This window comes from Pantoea sp. EA-12 (genome assembly GCF_030053355.1).
Lineage (GTDB): Bacteria > Pseudomonadota > Gammaproteobacteria > Enterobacterales > Enterobacteriaceae > Pantoea > Pantoea vagans_C.
Window position 1 is genome coordinate 38,877 of sequence record NZ_JASGBY010000019.1, and the last position, 21,152, is coordinate 60,028.

21 protein-coding genes are annotated in these 21,152 nt (G+C 61.0%); 2 read left to right on the plus strand and 19 right to left on the minus strand.

Translation table 11 applies throughout. The features are described from left to right. Positions 1 to 152: 152 nt before the first annotated feature. The gene (locus tag QMZ30_RS22255; protein ID WP_283003293.1) at positions 153 to 710 is read left to right on the plus strand and encodes a methylated-DNA--[protein]-cysteine S-methyltransferase; all 558 of its coding nucleotides are present in this window, start codon (positions 153 to 155) and stop codon (positions 708 to 710) included. Beyond that, positions 707 to 1,264 carry a hypothetical protein gene (locus QMZ30_RS22260; protein ID WP_283216810.1) on the plus strand — a complete coding sequence of 186 codons (558 nt, stop codon included), beginning with the start codon at positions 707 to 709 and terminating at the stop codon, positions 1,262 to 1,264. Before QMZ30_RS22255 ends, QMZ30_RS22260 begins: the two co-directional genes overlap by 4 nt. 1,432 nt (positions 1,265 to 2,696) lie before the next feature. Here the strand turns inward: QMZ30_RS22260 and repA (QMZ30_RS22265) are convergent. From repA (QMZ30_RS22265) to QMZ30_RS22350, 19 genes are all read right to left on the minus strand, one after another. Further along, positions 2,697 to 3,563: a plasmid replication initiator RepA gene (gene repA, locus QMZ30_RS22265; protein ID WP_283225721.1), complete on the minus strand. Its 867-nt coding sequence runs from the start codon at positions 3,561 to 3,563 to the stop codon at positions 2,697 to 2,699. Continuing rightward, positions 3,556 to 3,627, minus strand: coding sequence for a RepA leader peptide Tap (gene tap, locus QMZ30_RS25945; RefSeq protein ID WP_071825190.1), 72 nt, complete (start codon positions 3,625 to 3,627; stop codon positions 3,556 to 3,558). The genes repA (QMZ30_RS22265) and tap overlap by 8 nt, the downstream gene beginning before the upstream one ends. Before the next feature lie 240 nt (positions 3,628 to 3,867). Then, the gene (gene repA / locus QMZ30_RS22270) at positions 3,868 to 4,119 is read right to left on the minus strand and encodes a replication regulatory protein RepA (RefSeq protein ID WP_283225722.1); all 252 of its coding nucleotides are present in this window, start codon (positions 4,117 to 4,119) and stop codon (positions 3,868 to 3,870) included. Positions 4,120 to 4,234: 115 nt separating this feature from the next. Next, entirely contained in the window at positions 4,235 to 4,768 is a 534-nt protein-coding gene (locus QMZ30_RS22275) for a phospholipase D family nuclease (protein ID WP_283225723.1), read from the minus strand. A 175-nt stretch (positions 4,769 to 4,943) separates the two neighbouring features. Beyond that, positions 4,944 to 5,615, minus strand: a complete 672-nt coding sequence (locus QMZ30_RS22280) for a hypothetical protein (protein WP_283225724.1) — start codon at positions 5,613 to 5,615, stop codon at positions 4,944 to 4,946. Positions 5,616 to 5,634: 19 nt separating this feature from the next. Continuing rightward, the gene (gene trbC, locus QMZ30_RS22285) at positions 5,635 to 7,827 is read right to left on the minus strand and encodes an F-type conjugative transfer protein TrbC (protein ID WP_283225725.1); all 2,193 of its coding nucleotides are present in this window, start codon (positions 7,825 to 7,827) and stop codon (positions 5,635 to 5,637) included. Next, on the minus strand, positions 7,814 to 8,920 hold the full coding sequence (locus QMZ30_RS22290; protein WP_283225726.1) for a thioredoxin fold domain-containing protein: 1,107 nt from the start codon (positions 8,918 to 8,920) through the stop codon (positions 7,814 to 7,816). The genes trbC and QMZ30_RS22290 overlap by 14 nt, the downstream gene beginning before the upstream one ends. Positions 8,921 to 8,930: 10 nt before the next feature. Next, a complete protein-coding gene (locus QMZ30_RS22295; RefSeq protein WP_283225727.1) occupies positions 8,931 to 10,145 on the minus strand; it encodes a secretion/conjugation apparatus DotM-related subunit in 1,215 nt (404 codons plus the stop codon). Positions 10,146 to 10,248: 103 nt separating this feature from the next. Next, positions 10,249 to 10,932: a plasmid IncI1-type surface exclusion protein ExcA gene (gene excA / locus QMZ30_RS22300; protein WP_283225728.1), complete on the minus strand. Its 684-nt coding sequence runs from the start codon at positions 10,930 to 10,932 to the stop codon at positions 10,249 to 10,251. A gap of 66 nt (positions 10,933 to 10,998) precedes the next feature. After that, positions 10,999 to 13,134 carry a DotA/TraY family protein gene (locus QMZ30_RS22305; protein ID WP_283225729.1) on the minus strand — a complete coding sequence of 712 codons (2,136 nt, stop codon included), beginning with the start codon at positions 13,132 to 13,134 and terminating at the stop codon, positions 10,999 to 11,001. Between the two features lie 72 nt (positions 13,135 to 13,206). Then, positions 13,207 to 13,500 carry a hypothetical protein gene (locus tag QMZ30_RS22310; protein WP_283228969.1) on the minus strand — a complete coding sequence of 98 codons (294 nt, stop codon included), beginning with the start codon at positions 13,498 to 13,500 and terminating at the stop codon, positions 13,207 to 13,209. Between the two features lie 75 nt (positions 13,501 to 13,575). Then, complete coding sequence (locus tag QMZ30_RS22315; protein WP_283228970.1) at positions 13,576 to 13,779, minus strand: Hha/YmoA family nucleoid-associated regulatory protein; 204 nt, start codon at positions 13,777 to 13,779, stop codon at positions 13,576 to 13,578. Positions 13,780 to 13,867: 88 nt separating this feature from the next. After that, a complete protein-coding gene (locus tag QMZ30_RS22320; RefSeq protein ID WP_283228971.1) occupies positions 13,868 to 14,284 on the minus strand; it encodes a hypothetical protein in 417 nt (138 codons plus the stop codon). Positions 14,285 to 14,304: 20 nt separating this feature from the next. Then, the gene (locus QMZ30_RS22325) at positions 14,305 to 14,715 is read right to left on the minus strand and encodes a hypothetical protein (protein ID WP_283228972.1); all 411 of its coding nucleotides are present in this window, start codon (positions 14,713 to 14,715) and stop codon (positions 14,305 to 14,307) included. A gap of 12 nt (positions 14,716 to 14,727) precedes the next feature. Beyond that, positions 14,728 to 15,300 carry a conjugal transfer protein TraX gene (gene traX / locus QMZ30_RS22330; RefSeq protein ID WP_283225734.1) on the minus strand — a complete coding sequence of 191 codons (573 nt, stop codon included), beginning with the start codon at positions 15,298 to 15,300 and terminating at the stop codon, positions 14,728 to 14,730. Further along, entirely contained in the window at positions 15,297 to 16,058 is a 762-nt protein-coding gene (locus QMZ30_RS22335; RefSeq protein WP_283225735.1) for a prepilin peptidase-dependent protein, read from the minus strand. The genes traX and QMZ30_RS22335 overlap by 4 nt, the downstream gene beginning before the upstream one ends. 17 nt (positions 16,059 to 16,075) lie before the next feature. Continuing rightward, positions 16,076 to 17,299 carry a conjugal transfer protein TraW gene (gene traW / locus QMZ30_RS22340; protein WP_283225736.1) on the minus strand — a complete coding sequence of 408 codons (1,224 nt, stop codon included), beginning with the start codon at positions 17,297 to 17,299 and terminating at the stop codon, positions 16,076 to 16,078. A gap of 18 nt (positions 17,300 to 17,317) precedes the next feature. Further along, entirely contained in the window at positions 17,318 to 20,368 is a 3,051-nt protein-coding gene (locus tag QMZ30_RS22345) for an ATP-binding protein (protein WP_283228973.1), read from the minus strand. Beyond that, positions 20,340 to 20,960: a conjugal transfer protein gene (locus QMZ30_RS22350; protein ID WP_283228974.1), complete on the minus strand. Its 621-nt coding sequence runs from the start codon at positions 20,958 to 20,960 to the stop codon at positions 20,340 to 20,342. Before QMZ30_RS22350 ends, QMZ30_RS22345 begins: the two co-directional genes overlap by 29 nt. Positions 20,961 to 21,152 lie beyond the last annotated feature (192 nt).

Consider the following 21,152-nt stretch of genomic DNA (forward strand, 5'->3'; position numbering starts at 1 on the left):
CACGACGTACAGTTGAATGTAAAGATGGCAGGGAGGGTCAGTTATGGATATCGGCTTCTTGCTTTTTATATAAAAAAATAAAAAGCAAGAAGCCGAGTGAGTTTTATTAATGAATAGAGAAAATAAGATTACAACAGCAAAGGAGATACGAAATGCCTGTGAAAATACAATATTCTTCTGGTGACAGTTCACTCGGCGAGTTTTTTTTCGCCGTGTCAGAATCAGGTCTGGTCATGCTTGAGCCAGGCGTTTCCATAAACAACGGATTAGCCCGCCTGCAGATAAAATATCCGGAAGGCTGTTTTACACACAGCGATGCAGAGCTCAGAGAAGTCGCACAAGCACTGGCGGACGTCATGGATATGCCCGGCGCAACGTTCTCTTACCCGCTGGCACCTTCCGGCAGCGAATTTGAGATGAAAGTCTGGGCACTGCTGAGAGAGATCCCGGCAGGGAGGCGGATAAGTTACGGTGAACTGGCAAAGCAGATGGGGCAACCACGTGAAGCACAAAAGATCGCCCAGGCATGCGCAGCGAATACAATTGCCGTTCTTATTCCCTGCCATCGGGTCGTAAAAAAAGACGGTTCTCTCTCGGGTTTCCGCTGGGGATACTGGCGTAAAAAGTTGCTGCTTGAAAGAGAGTGTTCTACGTCAGCAATGTCCGCTGATTTGAACGAGCCACTGCGTCCTCTGGGAGAAGCACAATGATAACCGGAAATAACGTATTGCCTGTTCAGGAGGTTGTATCCGCAGTGGACGGCACGCTGTGTCTGAATGACGGCGCCACTGATTGTCGGGCGGCATGGTTTGTTGCGGCAGTGAGTCGTTTAGCGTCTGATGAACGAAAACGGCTTCGGCTGCCTGAGGAACTGAACGCTGACCAGGTGTATGCGCAACAGTCCGATAGTTTTGACCGTCAGGTAAGAAATGTCATTACCTTGTTTGATCTGACCTGTTTCTTTGATTTTAACCGCCCGGGTCAGCAGCATCAGACGATTGCCCCGGCTGCGTTCGACTACGAGGCGGGATTGGTCAAGCCAGAAGAGATGAAAAAATGGCGCGCCGGATACAGAAAACGGTCGCAGATTCAGCAAATCATGATAGCCACACTTATCTGGCTGTATCAGGGGAAAATAAAGGATACAACATGGTTGCGCCGGGTACCCTGCACGTGGTCACTGGGAGATGTTCTGAAAACGCTTCATGATAAAAGAATGTTATCTGTATGGATGAATTTAATCAAATCTTATAACGGATGGTAACGGAGCAGTTATATTAAATAATGTTCAGGAATACACCCACTTCCAATAAAAAGCATGAATAAATGTTTGTTATTGATATTTTAAGTTATTTTTAAATAATTAGAGCATTGCATCAATCAATTCACTATGTGATTGGCTAATTATCATGTTTTTATTAGTTATCTGTAACGATGATAACAAACCAAACCAGAATATGTTGAAAAACGCAATGAGCAATATTTCTCCGGCCAGATTATTATGACGTGCCTGATTTTGGCTGTGAGTTCGACCGATGGATGCACCATACTTATTAAGCCACTATGGGGGTGATTCATAGTCTCGCCTTCTTCCCGGCCTTTCATATCGCTTCCTGACTACACTGTTAAGTCTTTTCTGGCTGTAAACCGATAAGTCAGGGCCTGCTTCCTGTAATTTAATTTTGAGTGAAATCAGAAATTTTCAGCATCTGCCACACAGCAATCCTAGTTCAGCTTTAAATCCCCCGCCTGAGCTTTTGAGGCGGGCGAGCAGTGCGCAGCCTGCCCCTGAATGCCGCGTGAGCGGCATGGAGGCGCCAGAAATCGTTAAGGACGGCTCTTATGCCATCGGGCGCCGTGAGCCCGGCAGAGCCGGTTACAGGCTTAAATATGGCGAAAGCCCAACCCCTCCCTGTCAGACGCCGTTTAAGCAGCGGCCTTTCAGGCGCGCATTAGCCTGATGGTCGTAGACGAAAGATAGAAACCGCAGGCCTCAGTCTTAAAGCAGCTCCATTTTCTAGTTACATCATCCATCTATAAAGCGACTCTGTTCCGGCCCTGCGGGCCGGGGCGGCGGCGCTTTTCAGGTGGGTTTCGCTCGATGCTCAGTCTGTGCCGGTGTGTATGGCCGCTGGCTACCTTCGGTAATGGAGGGGTTTCTGCAACTGTTGAGCTATGCCCGCCGCTTCTGGCGGGAGCTACTTCTGACGCGAAGCGGCTAAACCGAACCGGCGCGGACGGAGTCCGCTGCAAGGGCGGTCGTTATTCACCTGTCCACAGGACGGGTGGCGAATAGGTTTTATTTTTAAAGGTAAGTAATACCAGTTCTTTAAAAGAATAAAGATCGGTTGTTTAAAAGGAACAGCGCGGTTTAGAAAAACGCCGGACAGCAGTTAACCGACTATGCGGTCAGGAGTTATGAAAACAGGCCTCTCGCGGTTAATGTGGATAACTTAAAAACGAGTTCACCGGCGCAAAATCTGTGCGCCGGATCCCATTCGGGTGGCCGGAGTAAGAGGCTGATGTGGATGAATTTTATGCGAATGGCTTGCTGCGGACGTGCGAAGGCCTCCGGCGCAAACCGGATAGCTGAAAACGGGGCGGAGTGAGGGGGATAACGGCCGTTCTGGCCGGATTCCGGGCAGGGGAAAGCCGGCGCGGCTGCGCCAGTGAGTTGCGTGAGGTCTCTGCGGGTGTCAGGTCGTGACCAGCAGATCGTCGTCCAGTCGGGCGTAGCGGCCGCGTGAAAGCTTCATGCGCTCGGTGACGCGGCGCTCAATCTCGGCTTTCACCGCGTCCAGGCCGCCGAAGAAGCGCTCGTGGCGGATTTCTTTCTGAAGCTGCAGGCGGACCAGCTGCTCGATGTCCTTACGGGTGCGCGGCGCGTCTTTGCGCGCGCGGTGGCGCTTCATGCCGTGCTCGCGGCGGGACTTCTGGTACTCGCGGAAGCGCTCGCGCACGAACGCCCAGGCGGCGTTGATGAGCTCGCCGGCGTCGGCGCGCGGCAGGCCCTTCTTCTCGCGCTGGCGGTTTTCCCACTCGATGCGGCTGCGGCGCGCGGCCGCGACGGCTTCTTCCGACACGTCGAGCACCTGCCACATCAGCGGCGCGAAGGTGATGTCCGTAGGGATGTTACAGCCAATGTCTTTGTCATATTCGGTGGTGTAGGTGAGGAGCTTCAGCTGCGCCAGGAACTGCACGGCGCCGGTGAAACGGGTGATCGAGAGGCGTTTTTTCTCCGTGGCCAGACCGCAGCGGATGCTCATGGTCGTGAGCGAGGCCCCCACGCGGTTGGCCAGCGGGTTGTAATAGTGGCAGAGCGCCTGCAGCGCGGCTTCCAGCGCGCGGATGCGGAGTTCAGGCGGACGGCGCTTGCGTGCTCCGTGGGCGATTTCCATGGCCACCAGTGCCTGGAACTCGATGCGCTGCGTAAAGCCCGACGCTTTTTCACGGATTTTTTCGCAGAACGGCAGGGTTTTTTTGCCTTTTTCCGGAATAAATTCCGGATTCGGGTTTTTCACCTGACGATAAAATGATGAGTTATCAGTTACCTGCTTATTCAAACCTTCCTGCGCTTATGTTGCACAGAAGGAGCAGGCACCGAAGGTATTGCAGTTTTTCGGGCATGAATCTATACTCCCCGCATAGAGCAACAGCTTCTATGCAGTTTTTAGGGCCCCGTTAATCTTCTCTAGGTCGGCAAACTTTGAGGAAGATTATCGGGGTTTTGTTTTTTCTGGCCTTAACTAATCAGTCAGCACCAGTCTCCTGCCACCTTTCGGCGTGGCTAACCAAAGATCTCAATCGATCTGCAATCTATCACCAGCAATCAAATCAGGCAAGGAAGTAAAGTCTTTACCGTGAAATTTATTGATGATTCAAGGATTTTTCCAGTAAGCGCTCAATATATTGAGCCTGAGTGATACCTTCTTTAGTACATGCATCAACAAGTAAGTCTTTCAACGGATTACGGACGAAAACCTTTAGTTCTTTATGCGTTTTCCGTTTGCGTGCAACAGCAGCTAACTGTTTCTCAGAATCAGTCAGAGGCCTTCTCGGAACGGCTGCGCCCACACTTAACATTTTTGAGGAAGTGACTTCTTTTGTGTGCTGTGACATCTCTGCCTCCTCGATAACGATTCATTACTAGGCAGAGCATACTACAGGTACTCATAATCAGCGACTTAACTTTATAACACGCCCAGGTTGCCGCCTGGACACATTAGCGATTTGGTTAGTAAGTCGAATGCCAGTCTGTCCCGCCGTCCCATCGTGACTGCCAGTGCGTCAGATAGGTCTGCGCCAGCGACGGTACGCCACGCACTACCACGGCGTTTTCCGAGTTGGACTCAGCCGCGCTGCGGGAGTAGTTGAATGAGCCCAGCTCCACGTTCTGCCCGTCCGTGATGATCACTTTGTCGTGCATGATTTTGTACTGGTCGTTGGTGCGCAGCGGTATGCCGGCATTCACCACGACGTTCATCGCCGCCTGGCTGGCTTTGCTGCGGTTGCCCTTTTCGTCCACCACGACCCTGACGTCTACGCCGCGGCGCTTTGCCGCAACCAGAGATTTGACCACCTCGGGCGAGGTAAAGCTGTAGCCCATCAGCCGTATACTCTCGTGCGCATCATCCAGCGTGCGGAGGACCAGCTGCTGCGCGCTGCCTTCGGGAGAAAATCCGACGTCAATCGAAGGAACGGTCGCAGACACGGACGTGGCAAAACTGAGCGCGATCGCCAATGCGATTGCGCCTGATATGAATTTCATAGCGGATTCCTTAGCGGAAAATAAAAAAATAGGGACCTGAAAAGGCCCCTGAAGGGTTCTGCACATATAACACAAATGAATTTTTCACTCTTGCATCGGTGGGGCTGTGGAGCAGCCTTACCCATTGTATCGGCAGAACATTCGGAAGCTTTAGCCGCTGAGGTGCTCAGCGGTTTCATGTGCCGGCAGGCTGGCCAGAAGTGAACGGTGAGCCTGTCAGCCAGGCGTCAAAGCTCAGGTGAGTCGGCTTCTCTGACGTTTCTCTTATCAGCACGTCACCGTACCCGCCGCTGACCGATACGGCATAGCTGGCGACGTGCCTGGCCAGTGACATCGACGGAAGTATGGCCACCTGCCTGCCGGTGCTCAGCTCAAGTACACCGAAATGATGATCTCCGGACGCCCCCACCTGGACATACCCCCCCGCACCGACGGCATTGCTGCGGTGCGGCACGGGCCGGTACTCGATCCCTTCGGACACGATATTCTCTGCGGCGTTCTCATTCCCCTGCGCCATCTGCCAGGCGCCGGACTCATAATCCACGGCCCAGATCCATTCCCCCCCGTCGAGTTGCAGGGCCAGCTGTTCAACGCGGGCGGCCAGAATTGCGCAGCTCATCTGCAGGGCCGGACGGACGCTGTAGCCCGCCCGGACAAATTCGATGCCGGTGAAGACAATTTCGGTGCGCTCGCTTTCCGTCAGATAGCCACGCACTCTGCTGGCCGCCGCCATGACCATCAGGCGCCCTTCCATCCTGGCTAGCGCATGAAGATGCCGCCAGCCGCTGATGCAAACGGAATTCTCTTTTGAGGCCCGCCGTTCACCGGACCTGATTTCAGTCATCATGTCTGTGATATCCCGTTTGTCAGGCTTCCTGTGACGCCGCTTTAAGCGGTGATGGCGCCACGTAGTTCTGCGCCGCACGCTCGATGGCCTCGCGGCCCGCGTCCAGCAGACGCGGCTCGCGCAGGCGTACTTTATATCCGCGCCCCCGCGCCGGCAGGCTGGCCAGCACCATGTTCCAGAGAACCGCTGAGCGCACCGCGGCCGACGGCGATCGCTTCCAGCTGTATTCACACTCAAGGTCAAACTCACAGACGGTGGCCAGCGCCGGGTCGGTCAGCACCAGGCGCTGTGTATCCTGCGGACCCGGTGCCGCATCGAGCACGCGCAGGAGATGCTGCACGCGATCGGCGCGCACGTAGCTGCGGCGCTCGCGGAACGGCATGGTGGCCAGCAGCTGCTGCTCAGAGGGCGGGCTCACCTCAACGAACCGGTTTATCCGCACCGCGTCCTGCGCAAATTTGTCGGCATCCTTAATGTAAAGCGAGCTGCCGCGGATGACCTTCCCACTGAACAGCGTGACGTTCTCCCCCTCCTGCAGCGCCTGAACTTCATCAACGTCGACCTTTTTCTTCTCGCTCACCTGCAGGCGGTTATCATCGTTCCAGCCGCCAAGGATGCCGGCCTGCTGCACCATGCTGCCCATGTGCGCGCGATACTCTGTGCCGGCCATCAGCTGCAGGATTTCCAGCGTATCTTTCGGATCCATGATTTTGCCGGTGATGCGTACGCCCATGTTGGCAATCAGCGTCCAGACCGCGTCGCCTGCGGCCGTTTTCAGACGCTGGACCTCCTGACCAGCCAGCAGCAGGCAGTAGCCCAGCGAGCGGATTTGCGTGGCCAGTTCGCCGAGCTTCTCGCTGTAGCCGGCGCCAACCTCATCGATAATCCAGAGCAGCGGAAAGCGGTCTTTGAATTTCCGCACCTTCATGTTGTCCTTCGCCCGGCCTTCCAGCTTCTCGCCGAGATCCTGGCTTAAAATCATGGCCAGCTGAGACTGGTAAAGGCGGCCGAGCGTGGAGCTTTCGCTGGATGAGAGCTCCAGCGCCGGCACCAGCACGATCAGGATGCGGTCGTTGTGCACCACGTCGCGCAGATCAATGTCGCCGGCGTCGCGTGCGAACACGTGGCCGTAGGTGTCGTTGAACAGGCTCAGCATGCGGGTGAACTGCTGCATCAGGTAGCCGTGCTGGCGGTTCGCCTCCGGGTCCCACTCTGACGGCGTGGCCACCTTCTCGATGTCGAAGCCGGAGAGCGTGTCCAGATAGTTCTGCAGCACGTGGCGGATTTCCTCATGCCACTGCTCCTCTACCGCCTGGATGTACAGGCCGGCGATTTTGCGCAGCGGCAGGTGCTGCTGAATGGTGCGCTGGGACAGCGTCGTGCCCTCCCGGCGGCACTTGTAGACCAGCGCAAAAATCAGCGCCTGGTTCATGGCCTTGGCCTTTTCCTGCCATTCGCCGCCGCTGCTGCCGGTTTTGGGTAGCATGGAGTCCATCAGGTTAACGATGTAGGTTTCCTGCGCCAGCCCGAAGACGGAGGTGCTGTTGGTCTCCGGCCGCCCCTTGACGTTGTCCAGCAGCTGCTGCGCCCGCGAGGCGCCCCCGGTGATAAAATTCATTACACGCAGGTCGTCCTCGCGGCCGAAGCGGCGTGCCATGGACATCGTGGCAATCGCCACGTCGTTCTGCGCCTTATGGTCAGAGAAGATAACTCCCTTACCCCAGCACAGTGCGTTGAACACCCAGCCCAGCAGCGTCTCGGTTTTACCGGCGCCGGTGGTGCCGAACATCAGCACGTGCCGTGTCAGGTCGTCCATCGACAGCCACAGCTCCCGCCCCGCGTCTTTGCCGCGCAGGTAGCCGGCGTACAGGATGCCGGCCGCGCGGCCGGTGTGGATGCGGATGCTGGCCACCGGCAGAAAGCCCAGCACCTTCGCCGGCACCTGCCGTTCGGTGGAGGGGTCATCGCGGTTCATGTCCGTCGGCATGCGCATCGGCATTTTCCAGCGGCCTGCCGGCGCCACGACCATTGACCAGAACAGCAGCACCGGCAGGCTCAGCAGCAGCGTGGCGGGCCAGACGATACCCGCGACCACCGCCGCCGGCATGGCCCAGAACAGCGTACCGCCTTCGCTGAGCATGTCCGTCAGCCAGGAGCGGCCGACGTGCCGGTTCACGCGCGCGTTATCCAGCGTCGAGTTATTGTCCGACATAATCTCCTCCGTTCAGAAACGCCGTCAGCGCCGCCGGCGAGCTCAGCACGCTCTGGGGCACGTAGCGCCCGTCGTCAGCGATCGTCCACGGCGTGCCCGGCAGGCGGTAAGCCCGGAAAGCCACCTCGTTGACGCCAATCGCCCCGCGGGCCGTTTCGGCCTTCGTCTCATCCGTCACCGCCGGCGCGCTCTGCGCACCGCCCGGCACGCCGATGCCAGCATCGGCCGCAAACAGCTGCTTCCAGGCGGCGGCACGTTCGGCCTCCGGCAGTGCCATCACCGGCGTCAGCACGTTCAATGACGCCTCGCGGCCCTCAATGGTCACGGGGAAAATCACCACGTTGACGGCGCCGGCGGCGGTTTCAAAATGGCGTTCCATGCGCTGACAGTTCGGGCAGGCCGGGTCGGCAAACACGTAAATCGTGCGCGCGTGACCGCTTGAGAGAGGCACGGTAAACAGCCCCCGTGCCGCGGCTTTTTTAAGATTGCCCGGCAGCTCCGCGCGCACGTTCTGTGGCAGGCTCCAGCCGTTGTCGTTGGTGGTCACGGGAGGCTGCGGAGCCGGTGCCGGGCGTTCGGTACGCAGGCCATTGTCATAGGACGGCATTACCGGTGAGGCGACGGGGGCAGGTGGCGGCAGAACGGGGCGCGGCGCATCCACTGTGGTGAGCAGACGGCCCTCAGGAGCCGGTATCAGGCCGGAAAGGGCGACGGGCTTAATAAGCAAAAGTCCTGCCACAATCAGGGCTGTCGCGACATAAGCGTACTTCCGGTGCCGCTTGCTGCGCAGGCGCTTACTCTCTACAGTGGTCAGCAGGCCGGTAATGCAGTGCAGCAGCTGCGCGGCGTCATCGCCGCGGTAGAGCGGCGTCAGGGCATCCCGGGCGTTCTGCGCGTACAGACCCTCACCGTGCATCACAAACCACGGCATCTCTGCCAGCGGCAGGATGAACAGCGGTTCTGATACTGCACGGGTATGGAAATGTGCGCCGTTCATCCCGTGTCCCTCTTCCGGCGTATGGCGGCGGGCGCTCATAAGGTCGCCGTGGATTTCGGCGGTGAACGGGCCTTCTCTGCGTGTCATGCTCATCATCAGTTCCTTATCAGCGCACGCCGGCGCCGTCGGTGAATTCGTTTTCGCCCGCGTCGGGCAGATACAGTGCGTCCGGGAATGGCACTTCGCGCTGTGGTTTTGCACGCTGAGTACGCGCATCGCGCGGGTAAACGAGACCCAGCGATTCAAGCTCGTACTGGAGCCCGGCAATCGCCTCGTCCGTCATCAGCGGCGGACGAGGCAGGCTCAGCTTCATGGCCATCTGCTCCGCGCGCGCCTGCGCCACGATGCCCGCGCCCTCGACAAACACCTTGGCGGTGTCGGCGCTGTGCAGGCCGTACCACAGCGTGCGGTCACAGCCCTTCAGCCAGCGAAAGCGCGCCGGCGGCAGCCTGAGGTCGCGGCCGTAAAGTCCCGCCAGCGCGGAGCGCACCGTGCCGTGCCGCTTCAGCCACTCGCTGACGCCCGGGCAGGCGAGCACCCGGGCGACCTGCGCTTCGGAGACCTTCCAGTCGGGGACGCTGCGGAACTCCGGCGCCCGGAACAGCCTGCGGGTCATGCAGGACCGGTTCAGGTCGTCCAGCAGCGTGGTCGCAGCCGACCGGTCATCCGCAAACACCTGCAGCCCGAATACGGCCAGCAGCGCGCGCTCGTGCGGCTGCCACTGGTCCGGTGACGTCATGGCCGGGCCGGTCTGCGCGTCAAACGCCGCGCGGGCGGCGTCGCGGTCCAGCACCCGGCGCTTTATCAGGCCCTGCTGCTCCGCAAACTCTTCGGGCTTCAGCGCCCAGGCGTTTTCTGCAGTTTTGTCGTTCATCAGCCCGTCGCCGCGATGCCCGGCCAGCACCGGAATAACGGAAGGCGCAAAGGTGGCCATCACGCGGGGCAGTGAGTGAATGTCGATCGCGCGACGGCTGCGGAAGCCCAGCGCGGGGTGACGCGCCAGCGCCCAGCCGGTCACGGCTATCAGCGGCACCATCGGCACGAACAGGATGCCGGCCGTGGCGTTAAGCACGCCCTGCCATTCGCTGAGGCTGACCGCTTCGGCGCCGTTGCCGGTGGCGGCCAGCAGGTTGATGCGTTCGGCGGCGTAGCGATGGATGGCCGGAAAGTCCGCCATGCGCCACAGCCAGTAAAGAAGCCAGCAGCTCCAGCGCACGAAGTCGGCAAAGTAGAGCCAGCACAGCAGCGCCGTGAGGCCAAGGGTGATCAGCACCATGGCCGGCTCATTGTTGCCGGCGGCGTTCGGATGTTGGGAGTACATGTGAGAGTTTCCGGAAGCGGAGACGGGAGGTCCGTCAGACTGCAGATAAGAAAACACCGGCGCGTGGCCGGTGTCAGAGGAAAAGCGTCAGGATGTCAGTGTATCAGGCCAGATTAGCGGCCTGCGGTACCACCACGTTGTGCTCGTATTCCACAAAGCGGCTCTGGATGCCAACGTGCAGTGGCCACGGCTCCTTCGGGTACGGCTCTGAATAGCTGTTATGGCTCATCGCACCGAGCGTATTAAACAGCTCTTTAGCCACAATCGGATGCGCGTTAATGCTCAGCTCCGGCAGGTCAGGATTCTTCGTCTTCACGCGCAGCGTGCTGCCTTCCAGTTCGCTGTCCGACCAGTCATTCATGGTGAGCCCCACCACGTCCACAATGCCCTTTTTGAACATGTGAATGTACAGAATGCTGCCGTGTTTCGTATCAATACCCAGATACTTACCGCGCCCTGCATCCAGTACCTGATGCTGCTTCTGCGGACTGAAACGCTCATCGCTGGTCAGCATTGCTACCATCTTGTTGAGCTTACGACGTCGGGCTTTTTTGGCATAAAAGCGAAAAGCAAGGGGCACTATGATCGCCGCCCACACCATTAAAGAGAATAAATGGAAATCCCCTCCAAAACTGCCAAGGTCTCGACCGTTAGCTTCTCCCTTAAGAATTAATAAAGAAATGATTCCATAACAAACCAACATTGGCAGTGCCATGAAATAATAAACAAACTTTATAATGGTCCACATGTTTTCAAGCTTTGAATCAGTGCGTTGTATTTTTTTCATGGCATCCTCCTGCCTTTAATCCTCTGATTAAATTATACGCACACCTGTGCATAATACCAGGTATAATTACTTAATTCCGTCTTCTTTAGGCGAGCCGCTATTTTGGACTTTCTGCAGTCCGGGTGTCCTGCGCGATCCTCCTCCTGCCGCTGCAAACATCCCTTTAACGTCATCAACCATTCCGCCCATGATGCCGGCCATACCTGCACCGCCAAGGAACGTGATCACATAATCTGCTAGCGTAGCCTGCAGCCCGAAGACTCTCGTAACGCCAAACGTTGCAATACGTGCATACATCATCAACCACCCTATGAGCTTAACCAATCCCATTATCGAATCGGCATTGGCGTTAGCTAGCGCGGGCCCAAACAACAAGTTCAGCAGCGTCCCACCCGCCATCACGGCGACGGAGGCAAAAAAGAACCCCAAGACCATCAGAGAGGGGCGGAGCATCATATCGATAAGGAAAATATAACCGTACGCGCTGCGGCTGCCCTTATCCTCCTCAGCGCCGAGATGCGTGGCAGACCACATCGGGCCCGCTGCACATCCCACCATGACGCTGACAATCCAGTTAAATACCCCGACCATCCAGTACAGGAAAGGCACAGCCGGGAGGAATACGGCCAATGAAAAACCTACGGCGAACAACAGCAACATCAAGAAATAGAAAGGCGGAGAAAGTTCAGTCAGAACATCTTTAACCACTGCTCCCGGGTTAATAAACAGCAGACCACCAATTTTACCTAATACAGAGTTATCGGCAGTCGATGCGGCAGCCAACGTAAGGGTATAAGCCGCCATAGCGGTTTCTGTGGCACCTAATGTGTAATCACCGATGGTTTGCATCTGGATAAGAGGGTTGACCTGATTATTAAAGCTGGCAGTTGAACTTAAATTCTGAGTCGCAATCCAGTTTGTCATTACTTGCACAGGGCTGCTAAAAAAGCTCACAAACACCGCATTTGGATCAGTGACATTCAGAGCTGCACCGTCATCCTTAGCCGTCTGCGAACCCAGCGGCGCGGTGTAAGTGCTGTTCTGCACCTGCGACCGGTAGGCCGTAAACACCTGGTGATACAGGTCGCCGGTGCCCGTTTCGCCGTGCAGACTTGCGCCTGACGTCACCGGGGCCGCGTTGGCCACCTCGTTCGTTTTGCTGTTGGCCGTTGCAAACGTGTTGTACCAGGCGCCCAGCGAAATCCAGCCGTAGGTTTTGAGCTGCGAGGTCAGCTGGCTCTGCAGCGAGTCCTGATAGTTGAGCTGGTTCAGCGCGTTGTTGACCGTGGTTTCATAGGCCGCCGCCGCGTTCTGAATCGTGGTCTCCGGGTCGCTCAGCGTGCCGGTGTCCTGGTCCCGCTTGCTCAGGTACGCGTCGACATAGGCCTGCGCCGCGGCATCGAGCGTGGACTGCATCGTATCCAGCGCCCCACGCTGCGCCGTGGTCACGCTCGCCGTGTTCACCGCCGAGCCGAACAGGCTGTCGAGTACGCCCGTTGAAGGCTCCGGGATGCGGGCGCTACCGCACAGCGCGCTGCCGTTGCCGGTGGTGTAGTCGCCATTGCCGCCCTTGGTCTCCATCAGCGACGTTCGCGCCTGCCCGTCCTGGTACAGCGAGGACAGCTCGCGGTTGGTGGCGTATTTGCACAGGTTCATCTCAAACACCGCGCGCGCCGCCGATCGCGTGGAGGGCGCCGTGGGCTGCACGACCAGCGACATCCCGCTGCTTATCATGTCGGCGGCCTTGTCGGTCAGCAGGTTGGCGCTGCCGATGCCCATGGTCGAGGCCGCCCACAGCATCACCAGCTGCGACAGCGACCAGCCGGATGCGGTGGGGATCAGAGTGATAAAGCCGGCAAAGCTCATCACGGGGTGCAGCATCGAGCGCCCGGCGCTGAACACCTTCCCGTCCTGACCGCCCTTGAACAGCGTTTTCAGCGTCACGATAAGGAACCACACCAGCGCCACCGTGCACAGCACGCCGTTCAGCAGCGCGAACAGCGAGCCGATGAGCGTGGCCTGGCCGGGCTGGAAAGGCGAAATCACCACGTCGCCGAATATCATCACCAGCGCCTGCCGGGAAAGGTCCCCGGTTTTGCTGGCGGCGTCGCTGATGGTCTGATAGTCCACGCCGTCGGCGAGCGCCGGGCAGGACGCGGCGCACAGCAAAGCCGCCGCCTGAATTTTTGTCAGTAGCTTCATGGATTACCTGCGGGTCAGGAGCTGACCGGATGGAATGAGTGAGGGCCGCAGCGCGGCGGTATTAAGACGTTATCAGCGGCCGCACGGCAGCGAGGCCGCGTCGCGCAGGATGAGGGCGAGATGATGTTTCAGCGCACGAACGCCAGCGGATACCACACAGAACGCAGCGATCATCGCGGCGGCAGCCAGCGCCAGCGCAAAGCAGGCGGCGAAGAGCAGAGAGCCAGTCAGCACCATCCACTCCACCGGTGTCATGTTCCCCGACTGTGCGTGGTCCCGGAGGAGAATGATGTGTGGCCACAATGCGTAAATGAAGAATACGGCCATGCCCACCCGGGCGATGACGCTCAGTGTTTTGTTCAACATGATAGGGGTCTCTGAGTGCGCCGGTGCTTCACCGGCGGGCGGACGCCGCCCGGTGAAAGGCGGGGTCAGAAGGATTTACTTCACGTACTGCCAGACGTGCATAGGCACGCGGTCAAACAGTTTGCCGGCGGCAAATTCCGCCTTTCGGTGGTCATAGGCCTGAGTCATCACAAATGCTTCTTTGGCATCTCCGTTGTAGCTCAGGTGTTCATAAACCTTTTCAAGCGTTTCAAGGGACTGGCAGCGGCGAAACTTCATAAGCCATTCGGTTCGGGTCATCTTGTTCTCATGGGTGAGATAGCAATGCGGGATTGGCATAGTGCCGTAAAATGTTTGTGCGCAATACAGTGAATAGGCTGAATTCACATCACTTTTCCGGCCGGAGTTTACGGTATTCATTCACAAACTTCGCCACCGCCGCCGGCTCAAACAGCAGCTGGCCGCCCTCCCGCGCGGCCACGGGCAACGCCACGCCGCGCAGGCGCTTTCCGCGACTCACCGCCTGCCACAGCACCAGCGGGGCGATATCCGCCTCCCGGGCAACGGCATCGAGCGTCATCAGGGGGGCGCCGGACGCCTCGGGTCCCGCTTCCGGTTCCCGCGCGTGCCACTTCTCGGCAAACGACACGGCCTCGGCCTGATCGAACATCAGCGCCGCCCCGCGCACCTGCCGCCGGGCGGGCAGCGTCATGCCGTCCAGCACGCCGCTCGTTCGCGCGGCGTGAAGCACCTCACCCGGCCTGACGTTCAGCAGGCCGGCAAACACATCCAGCCGGATATACATTTCAGTTCCTCCCGGTACGTTCAGAGCTGCAGCAGATGGCGCGTGCTCCAGACCACCGCCGCGATGGCCAGCGTCAGGCCGGCGGGCAGCAGCCCCAGTAGCAGCAGAACGCGCCATACCAGCGATTCCGACATCAACAGGACGCGCTGAGCCTGAGCCTCATCGCATACCGGCTGCAGCAGCTCGACGGCGTACTCCAGCGGAGTCAGGATCTGCTCTGGCGCACCTGCCGTCCGCAGGCTGTGACGCGCCTTGCGCAGCTGGCTCAGGGCATCCAGGCAGTGCTGTCCGGCCGTCAGGTCACGCGCCCGGCTGGCCTGTCGCGCGCGGTGCAGCAGGTGTAAAATGATCTCACCCCGTTCACTCAGCTCCGCATCGTCCAGCAGGGTGATCAGGCGGATCATGATTTCTTCACGCTGTTTATTTCGCATGCGCCCTCCCCCTCATAATAGACCGCCGCTCAGCACCTGACGGCACCAGCGCGTCTCCTGCAGGTACGCCTGAAAACTGCCCTCTTCTGACGCCGACACACGTTTCTCCGTCAGCTGCCACAGGCGATAGCTCACCTTCAGGGCCTGCACGAAGCCGGTGGCGGCGAGCAGCAGCAGGACCAGCACCACGCAGCCCACGCGCAGCCAGCCGGTGCCGCTCACGCTGCTGCCGGCGGCCGTCAGCATCAGCAGAAAGCCGGCGGCGGGCAGTCCGGTGAGCCACATCAGCCCCCACCAGATCCAGCGGCTGACGCGGAAGTTACGGACAAGGCGCGCGGGCGTCATCCCGCTGTCCGCCACGGCCTGCGACCAGTCCGCGGGGCGGTAGTCGCCGGCGCCGCGCCCGGCCGTCACGTCGCGGATGCGCTGCCACAGGCGCGAGACGTTGCGCCCGGCGTGGCGCGTCACGCTGGACACCTCCCACGCCGGCAGCACCACGTTCAGCGCTATCCAGCCCACGCGCTTCGGCGTCAGAAAAGACTTTTTCGCGCCGGTCTCCGGGGTGCGGTTATCAGACTGCGTCATGGTGCATCTCCTTCCGGGATAATTACGGGTTCAGCCAGTGAAAACGTGACGTGGTGCAGCACGCCGAATGCGCGCAGCGCATCGAGCAGGAACGCGTACACGCCGGTGATCGCGGCGCTTTCCATGCAGCGGATGTCGGGCGTCAGAAAGATGACCTGCCCCGGACGCTGCCGTAAGCGGCGCAGGTCTAAGCCGGCGCCGCCCGTGAAGCTCTCCGCCACGTGCGGATGGTGAAAGATGGCCATGCGGTCGCGGATAGCCCGCGCCGACTCGCCCGCGCCGTCCTGCGTCAGCAGCGCGCGTGCCGTCTGCAGCGCCGGGTGCTTCTGATACAGGCGGCTCCAGCGGGCGATGGCCGTCCAGAGGTCGTCCGCCCACAGCTGCCCGGCCAGCCCGCCGAGCCCGGCGCTGCGCCCGGTGAAGTGGCCGGTGTCGTCCGCAAAGGTCAGCACGCAGGCCATGAGCTCGCGGGTGAGGTCGCTGTAGTCATCAGCCGGAAACAGCGCGGTGGCCAGCGCACGGCAGCCGTCTTCGGCGGTCACCTGCCTGAGCGCCCCGAGCACGTCCCAGACGTTGCCCTCCTGCGTCTGTCCGGGCGCCAGACGCCACGCCTGCCAAGCGTTTTTCCAGCGCGGCGACTGCCAGAAGGCCTCCCACAGCGCACCGCAGGGGTCCAGCACCAGCACCGGGCCCTCGCCCGCGTCCAGCAGGGATGAAAGCGCGCCGGCGTCCGGCGCGAAGGTACCGCTCGTTATCATTGTTGTCTCCGTGGGGGTTACTGTGCGCTCACGCCGGCACTCAGCTGGGCAGAGAGCGCCTGCAGCTGAGGGGCATATTCATTTTTAGCCGCCAGCGCCAGCTGCTGACCGCTGATGATGTTGGCCTGACGCAGCTCGTTTTTGATGCCGAGCGCCAGCCAGTTGGCCAGACTCTGCTGACGCGCCATTTCACGCGCCAGGTTGTCGCCGTCCATCGCCTGCAGGTCGGTGACCCACGCGGTGTTGGCGTAGCGGCGCCCGACCTCAAACGCCTCAAACTCGCGCTCGCTCATGGTGCCGGTCTGCTTTGCCTGCGCGGACGCGGTCTGCTGGAAGTAGCTTTCCGCCGACGGCGCCTGACGGGCCTCGGTGAGGGCCGCCTGCGTGGCGTCCTGCGGCTGGCTCGCCGCCACCATGTCCAGCTGGGGCTGCATCGCCGCGCTCTGCATCGCCTTGTACTGCGTCAGCAGGCCCTGATACTCCTGCCCGGTGGCGGTCTGAATCTCGCCCTTGCCGGGCGTGCGCCCGGCGTCGAGCTTCGCGGAGTTGTTCACGTAGGCCATGGCCGCGTCCGTCTGCGCCTGGGTGAAGGTCAGCTCCGGGTCTTTGCCCGCGGGACCCGCCCCGTCGTACAGCGATCGCGCCTCGGTGTCGCCCCCCGGAAGCTGAGAGACCGACGGGCACAGGCCCGTGCCGCCGTAGAGCTTTGCCTCCTCCGCGGTGCAGTAGGCCGCGTGGATCAGCGCGCTGCGGTAGCCGCCCTGACGGGGTGATACCGGGAGGCTCGCCAGCGTCTCGCGTACGGCCGCGCTCGACACGCCGCTGCCGCCGGCAAGCTTCGACGCCGATGCCCGGGTCGCCTGGCTCACCTGTGAGGCCGTGCCGGAGGCCGACTCGCTGCAGATGCTGTCCGGCACGGTGTAGGCCGCGCGCGCCTTCTCCAGCCGGTCGGCCTGACGGTTGAAGTTCTCCGCCTCGCGCTGGGTGCGCGCGGCCTCCGTGACGGCCGTGGTGACCTTGTCGGCGTTCTGCACCACGGCCGTACCGGTTTCCGTTTCGGCGGAGAGGATTTCGCCGAGCGTGGCCTGCATGGTGCCCAGCGCAGGCTGGATAACCGTCTGCACCGGGATACTGGTCATCACCTCGACGGGATAGGCCAGGGCTCCGGGGGAAAGCGCCGCCAGCACGCAGGCGGCAAGCAGCCGGCGCCCCGCAGGGCGCCAGTGTGTGGATGGTTGCATATCAGCACTCCTGAAGGGTCAGAGGTCGTAGCCCTGTTTATCGATAAGCTCGGTGGCAAGCTGGCGGATGACGCTGTCGCCGCGCTCCTCACCGGCGGTGCGCCGGCGGTGCTCGATGACTTTTTCGGCAGAGCCGTTCGGGAAGAAGCGGCCGAGAATGCGGCGGGTGGTCGCGGCGCCGACGTCTTTCTCCAGCGTGCGGCGCAGCGACATGTCCACCGGCGTGGTGCTGTGGCCCCACAGCTCCTCCGGACCGACCGTGTTCTTCATGATGTGGGCAATGGTGCTGCCCCCTTTGATACGGAAAATGCCGAGGAACGGCACGCCGCTGCCGTCCGCCGACGGCCCGCTGCCCATGCGCTCAAAGCGGTCCAGCGTGACGTCCGGTACCTTAAATCGCTCTTTAAGAAGCCGGCGGTCTTCCGGATCCACGCCGACCATATAGACGGAGTTGGCCGACTGGCGCAGCGCCTCGGGCATGTCACGGAAATACTGCGAGGCCAGCACGGTGCGCACGCCGAACTTACGCTGCTCGCGGTCGGCGGTCTCCAGCATCGGGAAGATAAAGGGGACGCCCTTCGCGTTGTGCAGCTCGTCGTACTGTTTGGTTTTGACCTCCTCGTCCAGCTGCTGCACGCGGGCGCGATGCAGGGCGTGCCAGCGTTCGTGCAGCGCGGGAAAGAGCTCGTCCTGATACTGCGGCAGCACGAAGTCACCGCCCGCGATGTGCCCGGCGAACAGGTACATCATCCCGGTCTGCAGGTAGCCCGCCTTGGACTTGTCCCCGGCCACGTACTGAATGTCGACCGTAATCACGCGCGCCCTGGGGCTGATCATAAAGCGCGTGCGCCCGGCAAACATACGGTACTGACCGCAGGCGTCGCTCAGGCAGCGGGCGATATAGCTAATCAGGGCCTCACTGCTGCCGTCGCGCTCGATGGTGCCGTACATGCTCTTGTAATCCTCGCTGAGCAGGCGCGGCGACATGTCGGCAAGCTCCGGCACGGCCTGAAACTGCGCCCGCTGCGCGGCCTCGGTTTTGCCGGCATCATGCAGCAGGTCGCACACCTCATACCAGGTGGCGTTGTCGCGGTAGTCAGGATGTTTCTCCCAGATGGCGGCCTCCTCCAGCGCAGCGTCGACCGGCGGCACCAGCCCGGGCTCATAGCGGCGCGGATCCTCGCGTGCAGCCTTAAACGAATCGCTGACAAGCCGGCGCAGAATCGCGGGGGTGTCGCGCCCGTTAGGCGGTTCGCCGGTCCCGGGGTCGATACACAGGGCTGCCAGCGCGTTTTCCATAAACTCAGCTTCGTAGCTGAGCGGTTTTCTGAGCCCCAGCTGGATATCGAACAGGTTGCGGCAGTATTTCACGTCGTTGCGCAGGATGATGCTCAGCACCTCGTCCTGACGCTCGGGCGGCAGGCCCGCCCGCAGTATCGAGGTCATGCCGGTTGCGCTGAAGCCTTTCTCAATCCCCGCAAAGAAGGGCAGCTGCCGCTGGGCGGACATGGCCAGAATGATGGGCTGACGGTTGATAAACACCGACTTACCGCCGCCGGATTCGCCGGCGACGATGGAGGTTTTCTTGGTCTGGTTGGAGGCCGCCAGCGCCACCGGCATCAGCTTGCCGTCCGGCCCCACAAACAGGGCATCGCCCTCCTCGTTCCACGCCGTCGTGGGCCGCGAGAGCGGCAGCAGGTTCAGCGCCTCCGACAGCGGCGGATACATCAGGCACGGCCCGCTGGCCGCCGAGGACCCGGTGAGGGTGGCCACCCACGCCTTCACCGGGTCGCCGAAGGTCTGCGTGACGCCGCAGATGCCCCAGGAGGTCAGCGCCTGCTGCAGCAGCGTCAGGTTGCGCGTCACCGTCGCGGGCGAGTCTCCCCAGGTGGCCGCGGTGATGGTCATCACGCACACCGGCTCGTGCATCTCGCGCGCGGCCAGCATCGAAATCGACTGAAAGATGGGTCTCAGACCGGGCACCCACTCGCTGAAGCTCAGCACGCCGTGCTTGCCGCTGAGGCGGCGCATGCCGCCGGGCATCAGGTCCTGACGGATGCGGAACGGCACGCTGCGGGGAATCAGCTCGCGCAGCTTCGCAAAGCTCTGCGGGTTCTGCGGGCCGAGGTTCACGGCGATCGTGCCGTGCCACACGCCGCTGATTTTCAGCAGGTTGTTCTGGATGTCCTGGACGTTCGTCCCCATGACCTGAAAGTTCAGCCAGGGCGCCAGAAACGGCGTGGTGTCGTCGCCCTGCCGTACGCCACGGGCCACGATGCGATCGTCCGGCAGCAGCGGCTGCCAGTGCTCGCCGGTGCCCGGGTCGACCTGCCTGCGCAGCACGCGGCCCGCCTCGTGGACGTCCATGCGGCGCATCAGCACGCCCTTGCCGCTGTCGCCGAGTGCGCGCTCCACCTGAGAAAGAAAGGCGTCATGGCGGATTTTCAGGCCGGGCAGCTCGGTCAGCAGCGGGTTCTGGCCAAACACGGCCGTCGGGCTGCCCTTTACCAGCTCGCTGATACGCGCGTTTTCATCGCGCAGCTCGTGCCCGGCGAGCACCCCGCGGCCGGTGTAGCACACAAGCCAGGTGCGCTCGGCGTTAACCCAGGGCGACAGCTTTGTCACCTGCTCGTTCAGCAGATAATCCAGCTCCAGGCCCGTGCGCTTCAGCGACTGATACTGCGGTTTGAGCAGCCGTCTGATTTCGGCCTCTCCCCCGTCCGGATCGCACTCGTGCACGGTACTGAGTTTGTGACCGGCAAAGCGATAATGTGCGGTCAGCGACTCCGTCATGCGGTCAAGCCGGCCCTGCCAGGAATCATCATGCGTGGCCGGCAGATTTTCGTCCGGCTCGCGGTAGCTGCCGGCCACTTCATATACCGTCACAAAGTCGCCGTTCTGGGTAACACTTATATAGGGGGCCTTCAGCTCCGGGTGGCGGATGCGATCGTCGTCGCTCAGGCGCACCACGGTGTGCAGGTCGCAGTAGTCGGGCAGGTCGCGCGACACGGCAAAGCGCGTCGCGGCGGTAATAATTTCTTCAGTCCAGCGGATGAGGCGGTTTGGCATACAGGTCGCTCCGGGTATAGGTATTCCAGGCCGGGGTGTGCACGGCGCTTGCGGCGGTGCGTCCCATCGGCAGCAGCAGGGTCAGGTCACTGAACACGTCATGAGGCAGGATAAGCACGCAGCCTTCCAGCCGCTGCTGCAGACCCGCGCGCTTCGCCGGCGGCAGCTGACGAAAGGCCGCCGCAAACTCGCTGGCGCGGGAGGTGCCCCACATGCCCTCCACCTCGCGCGCGTGGCGGGCCAGCCAGTTCCAGATGCGGCGGGACGTTTTGCGCACGGCTTTGCTGTCGCTGCGCAGCCCGATAAGGGCCCGGCGCTGCAGGTTGATGATGTCCGCCGCCGGCGCGTCCGGCAGCCAGGCGAAATGCCCGTGCGCAGCGGTGGGGCTGTCGAGATTCATGGTCAGCCAGCACAGCGCGCAGAGCGGCTGTGCATCCGGCCCCTGCCACAGGCGCTGCGCGCGCGTGCCGCAGCAGCGGCAGGGCGGCCCGGGTTCGACAGAAACGGGCCTCGGGGGCACGTCTTCACCGCTCACGTCCGGCACGAGCGGCAGCAGCCCGCCCGTCTGAGCAGGTGATGAATAAGCAGACATAGCGGGTCCTTACAGGCAGGGCCTGATGGAGATTAAAAAGCTGAAGTGATGGAAAAATCAGAGAGGTTGGTAGCGATGATGCAGCGTCAGTCTGATGGCGGTCAGAAGAAAACTGCCTGTGATATTGTTATGAGCTCTCAGAACTTGACAGGTTGACGGCTGGTTCACTGATTGACCGGCATCGGTGTCTGT